This is a genomic window from Shimia sp. SK013, assembly GCF_001292625.1.
In the GTDB taxonomy this organism is placed as follows: Bacteria; Pseudomonadota; Alphaproteobacteria; order Rhodobacterales; family Rhodobacteraceae; genus Shimia.
In genome coordinates, this window is the sequence record NZ_LAJH01000014.1 from 169110 (window position 1) to 183878 (window position 14769).

General features: G+C 59.9%; 14 protein-coding genes. 9 read left to right on the forward strand and 5 right to left on the reverse strand.

Annotation, left to right across the window (positions count from 1 at the left end; genetic code table 11):
- Positions 1 to 18 precede the first annotated feature (18 nt).
- Entirely contained in the window at positions 19 to 2607 is a 2589-nt protein-coding gene (locus SHIM_RS14370; RefSeq protein ID WP_054003366.1) for a hybrid sensor histidine kinase/response regulator, read from the forward strand.
- A gap of 3 nt (positions 2608 to 2610) precedes the next feature.
- On the opposite strand, the gene SHIM_RS14375 is transcribed toward SHIM_RS14370, so the two are convergent.
- Entirely contained in the window at positions 2611 to 3519 is a 909-nt protein-coding gene (locus SHIM_RS14375) for a LysR family transcriptional regulator (protein WP_054003367.1), read from the reverse strand.
- A gap of 105 nt (positions 3520 to 3624) precedes the next feature.
- Between SHIM_RS14375 and SHIM_RS14380 the strand changes: the two genes are divergently transcribed.
- The 6 genes from SHIM_RS14380 to SHIM_RS14405 are packed head-to-tail and all read left to right on the forward strand — an operon-like array spanning position 3625 to position 8850.
- The gene (locus SHIM_RS14380) at positions 3625 to 4809 is read left to right on the forward strand and encodes a lipid-transfer protein (RefSeq protein WP_054003368.1); all 1185 of its coding nucleotides are present in this window, start codon (positions 3625 to 3627) and stop codon (positions 4807 to 4809) included.
- 5 nt (positions 4810 to 4814) lie between these two features.
- Positions 4815 to 5282 carry an FAS1-like dehydratase domain-containing protein gene (locus SHIM_RS14385; protein ID WP_054003369.1) on the forward strand — a complete coding sequence of 156 codons (468 nt, stop codon included), beginning with the start codon at positions 4815 to 4817 and terminating at the stop codon, positions 5280 to 5282.
- Between the two features lie 12 nt (positions 5283 to 5294).
- Positions 5295 to 5708: a MaoC family dehydratase gene (locus SHIM_RS14390; protein ID WP_054003370.1), complete on the forward strand. Its 414-nt coding sequence runs from the start codon at positions 5295 to 5297 to the stop codon at positions 5706 to 5708.
- Between the two features lie 23 nt (positions 5709 to 5731).
- The gene (locus SHIM_RS14395; protein ID WP_054003371.1) at positions 5732 to 6880 is read left to right on the forward strand and encodes an acyl-CoA dehydrogenase family protein; all 1149 of its coding nucleotides are present in this window, start codon (positions 5732 to 5734) and stop codon (positions 6878 to 6880) included.
- A gap of 10 nt (positions 6881 to 6890) precedes the next feature.
- A complete protein-coding gene (locus SHIM_RS14400; protein ID WP_241488878.1) occupies positions 6891 to 7715 on the forward strand; it encodes an SDR family NAD(P)-dependent oxidoreductase in 825 nt (274 codons plus the stop codon).
- A gap of 55 nt (positions 7716 to 7770) precedes the next feature.
- Positions 7771 to 8850: a CaiB/BaiF CoA transferase family protein gene (locus SHIM_RS14405; protein WP_054003373.1), complete on the forward strand. Its 1080-nt coding sequence runs from the start codon at positions 7771 to 7773 to the stop codon at positions 8848 to 8850.
- 189 nt (positions 8851 to 9039) lie between these two features.
- Here SHIM_RS14405 and hemE read toward each other — a convergent pair whose 3' ends face one another.
- The gene (hemE, locus tag SHIM_RS14410; protein WP_054003374.1) at positions 9040 to 10074 is read right to left on the reverse strand and encodes a uroporphyrinogen decarboxylase; all 1035 of its coding nucleotides are present in this window, start codon (positions 10072 to 10074) and stop codon (positions 9040 to 9042) included.
- 206 nt (positions 10075 to 10280) lie between these two features.
- Here hemE and hemC point away from each other — a divergent pair, with 206 nt between their 5' ends.
- A complete protein-coding gene (gene hemC / locus SHIM_RS14415) occupies positions 10281 to 11240 on the forward strand; it encodes a hydroxymethylbilane synthase (protein ID WP_054003375.1) in 960 nt (319 codons plus the stop codon).
- A 103-nt stretch (positions 11241 to 11343) separates the two neighbouring features.
- Complete coding sequence (locus tag SHIM_RS14420) at positions 11344 to 11913, forward strand: hypothetical protein (RefSeq protein WP_054003376.1); 570 nt, start codon at positions 11344 to 11346, stop codon at positions 11911 to 11913.
- A 48-nt stretch (positions 11914 to 11961) separates the two neighbouring features.
- Here the strand turns inward: SHIM_RS14420 and hemF are convergent, their stop codons facing one another.
- The 3 genes from hemF to SHIM_RS14435 form a co-directional block, all read right to left on the reverse strand.
- On the reverse strand, positions 11962 to 12855 hold the full coding sequence (hemF, locus tag SHIM_RS14425) for an oxygen-dependent coproporphyrinogen oxidase (RefSeq protein ID WP_054003377.1): 894 nt from the start codon (positions 12853 to 12855) through the stop codon (positions 11962 to 11964).
- 75 nt (positions 12856 to 12930) lie between these two features.
- Positions 12931 to 13731 (reverse strand): SDR family NAD(P)-dependent oxidoreductase, encoded by an 801-nt coding sequence (locus SHIM_RS14430; protein WP_054003378.1) that lies wholly within the window; start codon positions 13729 to 13731, stop codon positions 12931 to 12933.
- 48 nt (positions 13732 to 13779) lie between these two features.
- Positions 13780 to 14763: a class I SAM-dependent methyltransferase gene (locus SHIM_RS14435; RefSeq protein ID WP_054003379.1), complete on the reverse strand. Its 984-nt coding sequence runs from the start codon at positions 14761 to 14763 to the stop codon at positions 13780 to 13782.
- Positions 14764 to 14769: the final 6 nt, after the last annotated feature.

A 14769-nucleotide genomic window follows, 5' to 3' on the forward strand; every position in this document is an offset into this window, starting at 1 on the left:
CTTTTCGGATCTGATGACATGACGTCTTCGGCCACTCACGCGACTCCGATTTCGTCGCTGCGCGCATCGCTTTCGAGCACTGCCCCCAACTATCCCCGCCGACTTGTTGGCTTCGCGCTTGTCCTATGCGCCATGGTGCTAATCGTTTTGACTGCGGCGCTTTCCTATCGTGTCATTTCCAATTTCGATGGCGTCAAACCCGAGGCATCAGACAACGTCGGCTGGTCTCTGTCGCAAGTCGAAGTTGAAGCCAGCGACTTTCAAAACGCCGTCAACGACGCCCTGTTTTCGTCAGACAAAGACCTTAGCTACCTGCGGTTGCGTTTCGACATCCTTTACAGTCGGGTAAACACGCTGCGCACCTCGCCGTATTACCGGCAGGTGGATCAGATCACTGAATTTCCCGACGCGCTGGCCCGAACATGGGACATTTTGCAAGACACAGTGCCGGTGATCGACGGATCGGACGCCAATCTCGTGGCGGCCCTGCCTCTGCTTGACCGCCGCGCCGCAGATCTGCGCGAAACCACGCGCACGCTGTCCATCAGCGGCCTGACTTTCTTTGCCTTGACCGGAGACGCAAATCGCGCGGCGATTTCGACGATGCTGCAACAGTTGGCTGGGCTGGCCCTGTCGCTCTTCGTTACGCTTGCCGCGCTCACCGTTTACGTGCTGTCCATCTACCGGAAATCCCGCGCCCGTGGCATCGCGCTGGCACAGGCAAATCAGCGCATGCAGACAATCCTGACAACGTCCTTGGATGCTGTTCTCGTGACTGACCTGACCGGTCGCGTGCTGGAATTCAACGCTGCAGCCGAACGCATTTTGGGCTACAGCTTTGAAGAGGTGCGCGGACGTCAAATCATCGAAATGGTATCACCTGACCACATGCTACAGACCCACATGGCCGCAGCCGAACGTATCCGGAATCGGGAGGCCGATACCATCGAGGGCAAAGGGCGCGTGACCCTCACCGCCAAACGGGCAAGCGGCGAATTGTTCCCTATTGAGCTGTCGATCAACCGTGCTGATGACGGCCAGCAAGAACTGTTCATCGCGTTTCTTCACGACATCTCCAAACGCGTCTCTGCTGAAAACGAATTGCTCGAAACGCGCGACCGTGCGCTTGCGGGCGAGCGCGCCAAAGCCGAATTTCTCACGATGATGAGCCACGAAATCCGGACACCTCTCAACGGGGTGCTTGGCAATCTTACCCTTCTGGCTGACACCGATCTGACCTCGGCTCAAACCCGATATTTGCGCAATATGGACATTTCCGGCCGGCTCTTGATGCGCCATGTCGACAGCGTGCTCGACATTGCCCGCTTTCAGGCCGGCAAACTCGAATTCGACATCGCGAGCACGGATCTCAACGCGCTGTTGTCAGAACTGATCGACAGCCAATCCGGGCAGGCGGGCAATCAGGGCACCGAATTGCACTGGCACTGGGTCGGCGCGCCGATGCCTTGGGGCCGCACCGACCGCTCCGCACTGGAACAAGTGCTTCTCAACCTGCTGGGCAACGCCATCAAGTTCACTCCCGACGGCTGCGTGACGGTAGAGATCGAAAAACTGCCTGACCTCGAGGGTGACAAGCCAATAATCGAATTCCGTGTGATCGACACCGGCATCGGCATCTCCCCCAATGACGTTGCCAATGTGTTTGACGATTTTGTCACCTCCGACACATCTTTTGGCCGCGCCATAGGCGGCACCGGCCTTGGCCTTGGCATCACACGCCGGATCGTTCAGGGACTGGGCGGCACTATCGGCGTGGAAACGGCACCGGGCGAAGGCGCAACGTTCTGGGTCCGCCTGCCGATGGAACAGGGTCGCGCCCCAGGCACCGCGAAGACTTCATCACAAGAAGACGCCGTCGCCGCGCGCATGTCTGTCCTTCTGGTCGAGGACAACGCGATCAACCGCGAAGTGGCCACTGAACTGCTGGAAAAGGACGGCCATACCGTCGTCCCGGCCGCAGACGGGCAAGCCGGCGTTGACCAGGCAGCGCAGACCCCGTTTGATCTCATTCTCATGGACATCACCATGCCCGGCATGGATGGGCTACAAGCGACGCGCGCCATTCGTTGCGGCAACGGTGCCAGCCGGAATGTCCCGATCATCGCCGTATCAGCCAACATCCAACCGCAGGAACGGGACCGATTTATCGCCGCTGGCATGAACGGATTTCTGCCCAAACCGCTCAGCCTTCAGGAAATGCGCGGCGCGATGGCCGATATGCAGATGCCGCCGCAGGCCAAGACCGCGCCGCTGATCGATACCATCCAACTGGCCGCCAACCGCGACGGTATGGGCGACGCCATCTTTGGCCGTTTGTTGACCCGCTTTATCGCAGAGGCAGAGGCGCTGATCGCCGAAACCGCGCCCTTGCAGGACGATGCATTGGGCGCCATCGCGACGCGTCTGCACACCGTCGCCGGAAGCGCTGCCGTTTTCGGCGCAGCCCACTTGCGCCAAACGCTGCTGCAAGCCGAGGCCAGCGCCAACGCCAAGAATGAAACCGACACCCGCCACCATCTGGACCAACTGCCCGCCATTTGGGGCGATACCAAATCCGCGTTGACCTCCCTCGCCCCCGCCGCCTGAACGCTACGGCAACGGTCCGTCGGACGTGGGCGGATAATCCTGAACCGCCTTGCGAAACCAGCCCAACGCTCGATCCTGCCGTCCGCTGCTGCGATACGCCACGGCCATCGGCAACGGCTCTTGCAGGCCGTAGTCCAGCACATCAAACCGCGACCGAAACTGTCGGCTCCTGGCATAACTGTCCACCACCACGCCAATGGCCTCGCTGCGCTCGATCAGGCCAGCCGCCATGGTGAAATCCTCCATGATATGCAGCCGCCGCGCCGGATCACCGTCGATTTGCTGCATCAAATGTTGGATCGGATCCGCATAGGGCCCCCGCAATTCCGGCACAATCAGCGGGAAAGCGGCCACCTCTTCTGCCGTCACCAATCGCCCCGCCAACGGATGCCCCCGCCTGACGTAAAACTGTGCCACCAGTGGCGGCAATGGATCGCACCGCACGCCTGCCTCCGCCATCAAGGGACGCGCCGGTCCGACAATGGCATCCAGATCACCCTGCCGGAACAACTGCACCGCCGCTTCAAACGGTGCGCCACGCATCTGCACCCGCACCTCGGGATGCGCCCCGACAAGCGCCCAAATCGCGCGGCTCATCAAGCCTTCGAGCGAGCTTGAACTCACCCCGATGCGCAACACCTGCTCACGACTCTCCCGCCCTGCGCCAACATCCGCCACAAGCTGATCCATGTCCGCCAGAATGCGCGCCGCCCGATCAATGAACGCCCGCCCTGCCGCCGTCGCCGCCACGCCGCGCGCGTGCCGGTCAAACAAAGCCGCGCCGACCTCCTGCTCCACATCAGCCACCGCCTTGGTCACGGCGGATTGCGTCACGTTCAGCGCGCGTGCCGCCGCTGTGATCGCAGAATGGCGGTCCACGGCCACGACATAGCGCAACTTCGTTAGGTTCATGTCGTCCCTCCATGTATTCACAAATGGAATACCTTACGCTCACATTGAATTTGCCAGATACCCCCGTCAAGCCGATACTCCGCGCAACATCAGGGAGGACATCACATGACCACTGAGGCCATCGTTGCCGGTGTCGGCATGATCAAATTCGCCAAACCGGGCGCATCCGACAGTTACGACGCCATGGGTGCCACCGCGATTGGCGCCGCTCTCAAAGACGCGGGACTGAGTTACGCCGACGTGCAGCAAGCCTACGCAGGCTATGTCTACGGCGACAGCACTTGCGGACAAAAAGCGCTCTATCACGTGGGCATGACCGGCATTCCGATTGTGAATGTGAACAACAACTGCTCCACCGGCTCCACCGCGCTGTTTCTGGCACGCCAAGCGATCGAACACGGCGTCGTAGACTGCGTGCTGGCCGTAGGGTTTGAGCAAATGCAGCCCGGCGCGCTTGGCAGCCACTGGACCGACCGCCCGACACCGTTTGATGATTTTGATGCGGCCTGCGACGACCTTGTTGGCAATTCACAAGTTCCCTTGGCTTTGCGCTACTTCGGCGGCGCCGGAAAGTCGCATATGGAGAAGCACGGCACAGAGCTGACCGATTTCGCCAAGATCCGCGCCAAGGCCTCCCGCCACGCATCCAACAATCCGCTGGCGCTGTTTAATCAGGAAATCACCGCCGATCAGGTCATGGCAGCCCCCGTCATGTGGGATGGCGTCATGACCCGCCTCATGGCCTGCCCGCCCACTTGCGGCGGCGCCGCCGCGATCCTCTGCTCTGAAAGCTTCGCCGCCAAACATGGCATCGACCAAACCGTGCGCATCAAAGCACAAGCCATGACCACTGACTATGCGTCGACCTTTGAGGCGCGCGACATGATGCAGGTCGTCGGCTACGACATGACCGCCGAGGCCGCCAAACAGGTGCAGGACCAATCCGGCATCGACATCGCCGACGTGGATGTGGTCGAGCTGCACGACTGTTTCGCGCATAATGAGCTGATCACGTACGAAGGCTTGGGCCTGACGCCCGAAGGCACCGCGCAGAAATTTATCGCGGATGGCGACAACACCTATGGCGGCAAATATGTTACCAACCCGTCCGGCGGTCTGCTGTCCAAAGGCCACCCGCTTGGCGCGACCGGTCTGGCACAATGTTATGAGCTCACCCACCAACTGCGCGGCACAGCCGACGCCCGTCAGGTCGACGGCGCCAAGACCGCACTGCAACACAATCTTGGTCTAGGCGGCGCCTGCGTCGTGACCCTTTATCAGGCAGCATAAACGTTATGGGAATTTTTGACCGATCCACCGAAGGCCACGTGACGCCACCCGTCGAGGTCACACTCGAACGCGGCGCTATTGCCTTCTTTGCCGAAACCATCGGCGAGGCCGACCCCGTGCATCTGGACGCCGACGCCGCTCAGGCCGCAGGCCACCCCGATGTTCTGGCCCCAGCCACTTACGCCGTTGTCGTTGGCACTTTTGCAGGGCAAAAAGCCGCCCGCCAAGACCAGCCCGATCTGCTCACGCTGATCAACGGCGACCTGCGCGTGCTGCTGCACGGCACCGAGGCCTACGACTATCACGGCCCGATGTACGCAGGCGACACTGTGTCGGTGCAAAACGAGGTCACAGGCTTTTCCGACCCTAAAGGCGGCAAGCTTGAGATCGCCCATGTCACCACCCGTATCACCCACGCCGAGCGCGGCCCGATTGTAACCGCCACCCGCGGCATCATTCACCGGCTGGGCTAAGGGAGACAGACCATGACAATTACACCTCAAAACGCCCAAATCGGCGACATGATCCCCGATCACAAATTCGGCCCCGTCACCCGCAAATCGCTTGCGCTTTATGCAGGTGCCTCTGGCGATCATAATCCGATCCACATCGATCTGGACTTCGCCAAGAAGGCTGGCATGGACGACGTCTTTGCCCACGGCATGTTGTCGATGGCGCAGCTCGGCCGCCTCGTGACCAACTTTGCTGGCCAAGCCAACGTCCGCCACCTCGACACGCGGTTCACCGCGCTCACACCGGTGGGCGCGATTGTCGACTGCACAGGCGAGGTCACAGACCGCCGCGAAGAAGACGGCGAAACGCTGCTGACCTTGAAACTCGCAGCCCATATCGACGACGGCACCCAAACCCTCAAAGGCGAAGCGATCATCGCTGTCTAACCGCCATTCAAAGGACGCCCAACATGCCCAATCACATGTGGATGCAAGAAGACCAGCAAGCCTTCGCCAGCACCGTCAAACGCTTCTTTGACGAGGAAATCACCCCCAACAAAGACGCCTGGACCAAAGCCGGCGCTGTCCCCAAATCGCTTTGGAAGAAGGCCGGCGAGCTCGGCATCCTTGGTGCCACTTTCCCCGAAGAATACGGCGGCCTCGGCCTGTCGCGCCATTTCGATGCTGTGACTTTCCTTGAACAAACCAAAGCCGGCGACAGCGGTTGGGGCGTGTCCGTTCACAACATCGCCGCGCATTACATCACCTCCTTTGGCACCGAAGAACAAAAGACCCGCTGGCTGCCGGGCCTTGCATCGGGTGACAAAGTTGCCGCCATCGCCATGACCGAACCCGGCACCGGCTCAGACCTGCAAGCGGTCAAAACCACCGCCATCCGCGACGGCAACGAATACCTGATCAACGGCTCCAAAACCTTCATCACCAACGGCGGCTCTGCCGATCTGATCGTGCTGGTCGCGAAAACCGACCCCTCTGCCAAGGGACGTGGCGTGTCGCTTGTGGTGGTCGAAACCGAAGGGCTCGAAGGCTTTGAGGTCGGCCGCTGCCTCAAGAAAATGGGTATGAAGCGCAACGACACCGCCGAGCTGTCTTTCCAGGACGTACGCGTACCGCTCACCAATCTGATCGGCACCGAAGAAGGCCAGGGTTTTATCCAGCTGATGAAGCAACTTCCGTGGGAACGTTTGATCCTTGGCTATATGGCGCTCGGGTCTTCGCAATGCGCGCTCGAGCACACACTGGCCTATGTGAAGGAACGCAAAGCGTTTGGTCAGCGCGTGATGGATTTTCAGAACACCCGTTTCAAACTCGCCGAAGCCGCCACCAAAATCGAACTGCTGGCCGCGTTTTGTGACCAATGCCTCGCGGAATTGGACGACGGCAAACTGACGCCGGAGAAAGCCGCGATGGCCAAGTGGTGGGGCACGCAAACCCAATGCGAAATCGTCGACGAATGCCTGCAACTGCACGGCGGTTATGGCTACATGTCCGAATATCCGATCAGCGAACTTTATACCGACGCCCGCGTACAGAAAATCTACGGCGGCACCAATGAAATCATGAAAGAAGTGATCGCCCGATCGCTCGACTTGGACTGAGGACACCCTGATGAAACTCACCGGCAAAACCGCCTATGTCACCGGCGCAGGCAACGGCATCGGCCGCGCTGTTGCTCTGAAACTCGCCGCCGAAGGCGCCAACGTTGTCCTCAATGATCTGAGCAAAGGTCCCGCCCAAGCCGTAGTTGATGAAATCACCGCCGCCGGTGGCACCGCCATCGCCGTGGTCGGCTCAGTGACCGAAGACGGTTTTGCCGAACGGTTCATCGGCGCAGGCGTGGAAAAATGGAACTCCATCGACATCATCGTCAACAACGCGGGCTACACATGGGACGCCCAAATCGGCCACATGACCGACGACATGTTTGACGCCATGATGGACGTGCACGTCAAAGCCCCCTTTCGTATCCTGCGCGCGGCCTCCGGCTTTATCAAAGGCGCGGCCAAACAAGAGGCAGAGGCCGGTCAGGAAGTCTTCCGCAAGGTGGTCAATATCTCCTCCATCGCGGGCACCGGCGGCAACTTTGGCCAAGCCAACTATTCCTCGGCAAAATCCGCGGTTCTCGGCCTGACCAAGACCATGGCCAAGGAATGGGGCCGCCTAAAGGTCTGCGTGAACGCCGTGGCCTTTGGTTTCATCGAAACCCGCCTGACCGAGGGCACCGATGAAAAGAAAACCATAGAGATCGACGGCAACACAGTCGGCATCGGCATCCCCAAGAAAATGGCCGCCGGCGCGGCTGCGGTGATCCCTCTCGGCCGCCCCGGCACACCAGAAGAAGCCGCCGACGGCGTCTATTTGATGTGCTGTCCCGAAAGCAATTATGTCTCCGCGCAGGTTCTCACCGTCGGCGGCGGGCTGAACGGCCTCTGACCCACGCGCCCGGCCGCCAAGGTCGGGCCACGCCCTTCCCTCAAGGACATCTCCCATGCTCCAAGGCATCCGCATCATCGAAATCGAGGGCCTCGGCCCCGGCCCCTTCGCCGCCATGCACCTGGCGGACCTTGGCGCAGACGTCATCACCATCCACCGCAAAGGCGGCGCGGCGATCACCGCGGATCAATCCGTGCTGGACCGTGGCAAACGTTCGATTGCGCTCGACCTCAAAGATCCCGACGACCTTGCGACCGCCAAAAAACTCATCGCCACCGCTGATGGGCTGATCGAGGGCTTCCGCCCCGGTGTGATGGAACGCCTTGGCCTCGGCCCCGAAGACCTGCAGTCAGACAACCCGCACCTCGTATATGGCCGCATGACAGGCTGGGGCCAAACCGGACCGCGTGCGCAAACCGCAGGCCACGACCTCAACTACATCGCCCAATCCGGCGCATTGCACTACGCGTCCGAACCCGGTTCGCCACCGATCACCCCCGCCACGCTGGTTGGCGACATCGGCGGCGGCGCGCTCTACCTCGTCATCGGCATCCTCTCCGGCATCCTTAACGCGCAACGCACCGGCCAAGGCACCGTTGTTGACGCCGCCATCGTCGACGGCTCCGCACATATGATGACCCTGCTGATGGCCCTGAAACAGGCCGGCGGCCTCGCCACGGAACGCGGCACATCTCTGCTCGACGGCCCCCACTGGTCCCGCAGTTATGCCTGCGCCGACGGCGGCTACCTCTCCGTGCAATGTCTGGAGCCACAATTCTACGCCGCGTTCCTCGCCAAACTCGACCTGACAGACGACCGCGAGTTTACCCGCCAGCACGACAAGGCGCTCTGGCCCAAGCTCACCACCCGCCTCACCGACCTCTTCCTCAGCCAACCGCGCAGCCACTGGGAAGCGCTCTTTGAAGGCTCCGACGCCTGCGTCGCCACCGTGCTCTCCCCCAAGGAAGCTGCCGAAGCACCGCACACCGCAGCCCGTAACATATGGCAAACCCCCAACGGACACCTACAAGCCGCCCCCGCCCCGCGCTTTGACGGGCAAACAGCAGCCATCCCCCCTGCCCCAAAACGCGGCGAACATACGGACGAGATCCTCCGCGATCTGAACGCGATCTAGCGCCGACCCAACGCTTCCTTTTGCCTCAAATATCCCGGGGGTGTCCCGCCAGCGGCGGGACGGGGGCTGGCCCCCTCAATGCCATAAGCCACAACGCGCGGTCCCTTAACGAAAACGGAGGCGCGCCTTTGGCGCACCTCCGCAAAACTGTCGTGATACTGACGCGATACCGACGTTGGAAAAACGTGGTTAACGCTCGCGCACCGTATCAATCATCAACTGCACATTTTCCGGATCCGCGTCCGGCGTGATGCCATGGCCCAGATTGAAGATATGCGGCCCGTTGCCCAGAGCCTTCACAATCTTGCGGGTTTCATCCACCAGATCCTGCCCGCCGGTCACCATATGGCTGGATTTCAGGTTGCCCTGAACACAGCCATCGATTTGCACGTTGGCAGCGGCCCACTGAGGCGTCACACCGTCATCCAGCGCCACACAATCCGCACCCGTCGCCTTGCCAAACCCGACATAGCGTTCCCCCGCGCCCCGCGGGAAAGCGATCACTGGCACATCGGGATGGCGCGCCTTTAGCTCGGCAATGATTTTCTTTGTTGGTTCAAGCGCATAGCGGTCAAAATCCGCGCCCTTGAGCGATCCAGCCCAGCTGTCAAACAGCTTCACGACCTCGGCGCCTGCCTCAATTTGTTTGGACAGATAATCCACAGTGCCTTCGCTGATCCGGTCAATAATCTGGTCGAACACTTCGGGGTTCTCGTCCTTGAGCTTGTGGGCCGGCCCCTGATCCGGTGTGCCACGCCCCGCCACCATATACGTCGCCACCGTCCAAGGCGCACCGGCAAAGCCAATCAGCGTGGTTTCTTTGGGCAATTCACGGCGCAAAATTCGCACGGTTTCATAGATCGGATTGAGCGTTTCGTGAATGGAACCGACACCATTCAGCTTGTCAAAATCCGCCTGTGATTCAATCGTCGACAACCGCGGACCTTCACCTGTCACAAACCACAGATCCGCGCCAAGCGCTTGAGGCAAAAGCAAAATATCAGCGAACAGGATCGATGCGTCAAAGCCATAACGCCGGATCGGCTGCAATGTGACCTCTGCTGCCAATTGCGGATTATAACACAACGACAAGAAGTCGCCCGCCTGCGCCCGCGTCGCACGATACTCCGGCAGATACCGCCCCGCTTGGCGCATCATCCAGATCGGTGGCGTTTCAAGGGTTTCACCGGCCAACGCCCGCAGGATTGTTTTTTCTTTTGTCATGCTCACCCTCATATGTGCGCCAAAAATGCATCTCGTTGACATGTATCAAGGAATCGCAGGCTTTTGCATGTCCTATCACATCAAAACATCTTCACAGCGACACTCTGTCCCCGCCACCCCACATTTTTGTCCGCTCCCACTTGGAAAACCCTGCTCAACCCCATCCGCGCTTGCCAGACCGCCCGCTCAGGATTAGATCAATTCCCATGACTTTAACCAAGCCTTCCCCCGCTTCGCCTCTCAAAATCGGCACCCGTGGTTCTCCGCTGGCCCTTGCTCAGGCCTATGAAACCCGACGCCGTCTGATGGGGGCATTTGATCTGCCCGAAGATGCATTTGACATCGTGGTCATCACCACCTCAGGTGACAATGCACAGCTGATAGCCAAAGACAAACCGCTCAAGGAATTGGGCGGAAAGGGGCTTTTTACCAAAGAGATCGAAGAAGCGCTTTTGGTTGGCGGCATCGACATTGCCGTGCACTCCATGAAAGACATGCCCGTTGCGCAGCCCGCAGGCCTGTTGCTCGACACCTACCTGCCCCGCGAAGACACACGCGACGCTTTTGTGTCCCCTGATGTGACCACGCTTGCGGGACTTCCCCAAGGCGCAACCGTCGGCACCTCGTCTCTTCGCCGTCGCGCGCAATTGTTGCATTTCCGCCCCGACCTGAACGCAGTGGAATTTCGCGGTAACGTACAGACAAGATTGAAAAAACTGTCGGCCGGTGTCGCGGATTGTACGTTCCTTGCAATGGCGGGTTTGAACCGTTTGGACATGTCGCATGTCGCAGCCTCCGCAATCGAGCCCGAGGATATGCTGCCCGCCGTCGCCCAAGGCGCCATTGGGATCGAACGTCGCGCCGACGACAGCGCCACCGCGGCCCTTCTCGAAGCCCTGCACGACACGCCGACAGGTCAGCGTCTCGCCGCAGAACGCGCCTTCCTTGCCGCGCTGGACGGGTCTTGCGAGACCCCAATCGCGGGTCTTGCAGAACTGGACGGATCGACCCTGCGTTTGCGGGGCGAAGTCCTTCGCCCAGATGGGTCCGAAAGCATCACGGATGACCGCACCGCCCCCATTGAGGACGGCGCTGAATTGGGCGAAGCCATGGCGCGCGACGTCCTCGCCCAAGCCGGTGACGGGTTCTTCGCCTGGCGGTCCTGATCTTTCCGCCACGTTAATTACCTTCATTCCGCACCAATCCCATCACGATTTGGCCATGTTTCGCGGCGACCTTCACTGCGAGGCGTGAACAGAGGATGGACTGATGAACGCGATGACACGACTTGGCACATTGGGTGCCGACAACTGGAACACATTGAACGCAGCTCCTGTGGACGCGGGCTACAGTTTTAGCGAAACCGACGGGCGCTTTCGTCATTCCGGACGCAGCGAGACAATCCTGCGTTTCGTCGGACTGACCCTCGTAATGGGCGCGCTGGTGCAATGGGCCCTGCCCAACATCAGCTTTGCCGGCGACAATGATTCAACCAAAGCACTGCTATCGATCGGTTTCTCTCTGGTCGGTATGGCGATCTACCATTTTGCGGTGCGCGGCCACCGCAGCGAAATCCGCTATGACCCCGCCAAGGGTGAGGTCATCGTTTCTGCGCTCAACCGCCAAGACCGCCAAAAAGGTGTGCGACGCATTCACTTGAGCAAAGTCAAAAGCATCTATGTGCGCCGCAGCGATATGCCTGCAGGACAAGCGGCCCTGCGCATTCGCCTGAATGACAGCGCGGCTGAAATCACCGCGATTCGCGGCGACCATGATGAAATTGAATTGGCGCATGGCCTCTTGTGCCGCGACATTCGCATGGCCAAAAAACGACGTTAAATCATAGGCAAAGCCAATCAAAGGCGGGCCCTGGCCCGCCTTTTTTTGTCACACCCACTTCGCCATAGGCGGAAGGCTCATCAACACCGCGTTGGCGTCGTGTCCAGTTTCCAGACCAAATTTGGTGCCCCGGTCATACACAAGATTGTATTCCGCATAGAGACCGCGATGCACCAGTTGCGCGTCTTTTTCAGCGTCGCCAAAATCCGCCACACGACGGTTTTCCACCAGCGGAACAAAAGCTGGCAGAAAGGCGCGCCCGATGTCCTGAATAAACGCAAAATCGGTTTCCCAATCCCCACTGTTGTGATCATCCAAAAAGATGCCACCAACGCCGCGCGCGCGTTTGCGGTGCGGGATATAGAAGTACTCATCCGCCCACGCCTTCAGGCGTGGATAGTGCGCCGCGCCGTGGCGGTCACAATGCGCCTGTTGAACGCCGTGGAAATGCGCGGTGTCGGCTTCATACTCCAGACAGGGGTTCAAATCCGATCCACCGCCGAACCACCACGCATGCGGGGTCCAAAACATGCGCGTGTTCATGTGCACGGCCGGACAATGCGGGTTCTGCATATGCGCGACAAGGCTGATACCCGACGCCCAAAACCGTGGGTCATCTTTCATGCCTGGGATGCCTTTGCGCGCGGCCATCGCCGCCTGCGCGCGCTCTCCCAACTCGCCATACACGGTGGAGACATTGACGCCAACTTTTTCGAAAACACGCCCGCCGCGCATCACCGACATCAAGCCGCCGCCGGCGTCTGATCCGTCATCTGACGCACGCTTTGTTTCGGTGACTTCGAACCGACCGGCAGGAGACCCCGAAAACGGACCTTCGACGTGACTGTCTTCAAGCCCTTCAAAAACCGCAACAATTTCGTCACGCAAGCTGCGGAACCAAGCGCTCGCACGTGCGCGTTCATCTTCCATTTGGTTGGTCATTTTGCCCCTCACTCCGCTCTTGCCCAAGGCTTAGCAGGCGCGACGCCGGCAGGCCAGTAGCAGAGAGACCCCGCGTCAATGCGCCGGCGTAGAAACCGGATCGATCAACGATCGGCCACCATCCAGCGTCACAATCTGGCCGGTCATGAACCCCGCCCCTTCGGAGGCCAGAAACTGTACCGCATCGGCCAATTCGCCAGGCGCTGCAATGCGGCCCAAGGGTGTGCAATCTTCTATCTCTTCGCGACAGCGGCTGTTTTCCTTCAGCGTATTCTTCAGGCTGGCGGACATAACCGATCCAAACGCCACCGAGTTCACACGGATGCGCTCCGGTGCAAGTGCCACCGCCATCGAACGTGTCATCTGATCCAGAGCCGCCGTTGCAATGGAATAGCCTAACAAATCCGGATGCGCCCTCTGTGCTGCAATGGAACTGAGGTTAACGATCGAGCCGACCTGCCCCTCCTCACGCCCTTCAGCCTGCTTGATCATCCGCCGCGCCACCATCTGCGACAGCTTCAGCGAGGTCATCAAGTTCTGCTGTAACATCGCATCAACCGTTTCGTCATCCGGATCAAGCGCTTCAGACGCGACCACTTGCCGGCTGCCATTGATCAGGATGTCCACTTGGTCAAACGCGTCGATCGTTGCCGAGATCAGATTGTTGATTGTGAGCTTTTCGCGCAAATCACCAGCAAAATACCGCACGCTGCCTTCATCGCTATGCTCGCCCAACTCTGCAATCAGACCTTTTTCGTCCATATCCGCGAACATCACATTTGCGCCGTGATCGACAAAGTGCCGCCCGATGGCAAGGCCAATGCCGTTGGCCGATCCCGTAATGATCGCCGTTTTACCGGCAATAGAAAATGACATGAACGATCCCCATAGCTCCGTCGCGATTCCGCACGAACTTACGTCGAATTAGCGTTTAACGCGAGATGGTCTCTGCGCATGCAATATTTTAAAGCTTCGGTCGCCCGCAACCTCGTCCACTTTAACAAAACTTTCCCGCAGCGCCGCCTCATAGGGCAAGTGCCGGTTGGCCACCATCCAAAGATGCCCCGACGGAGCCAACACCTTGGCCGCCGTACGAATGAATTGCACGCCCAGATCGGGTTCTGCCCTGCGGCTTGTGTGAAAAGGCGGGTTCATCACAACCGTGTCCACACGACTGCCCGGCTTAAAACTCCGCACATCATCCCAATGAAACTGCGCCCGTTCGTCGGCCACGTTCAACCGTGCGCAATCCAACGCAACATGGTCAGCCTCAACGAGATGCACCACTTCAACGCCGTCCCGTTTCAGAATTTGCGCCGAAAGGTAGCCCCAGCCCGCGCCCAAATCGGCCACCACTCGACCCAACTTTGGCGGCAACGCCTCTGCCAGAGCCTGTGAGGCCGGATCGATTCCGTCTGCGGAGAACACTCCGGCGCGGGTCACAAACCCTTCGCCTGCGTCCTGCGTTTCTGCCGCGCGCCAGCCTTCAAAATCGCCACCCTCGAACCAGAAAATCCGCCCGTGCGACTTGGACACCGACCCGCTGAGGTCTGCGCGTTTCCGGCATTCCTTCAAGAAACTCTCGATCCCGTCGGTCTTTTGTCCATCGACGATGACAAAATCAGCGCAGGCGGCGGCGCGGGCCAACAGATCGCGCCCCTGCGCTTTGGCGCGGGGCAAGAACACCACCGCAACGCAATACCGGTCGCTTTCCTCGATCACCGTCTCAAATCCGGCCTGTGCAAAACCGTCATGGTCCGGCTTAAGCGGTTGAATGACCTCCACCCGCGCGCGATCCAACGCGCTGAGGTCCGCGTCAAGGCGGGGTGCAAAGACCGCAATCCGCCCTTCGGACGGCAATGTCAGGCCATGCTCTCGCACAGCAAGTGTCAATCTGGATGTGGACATGATTTC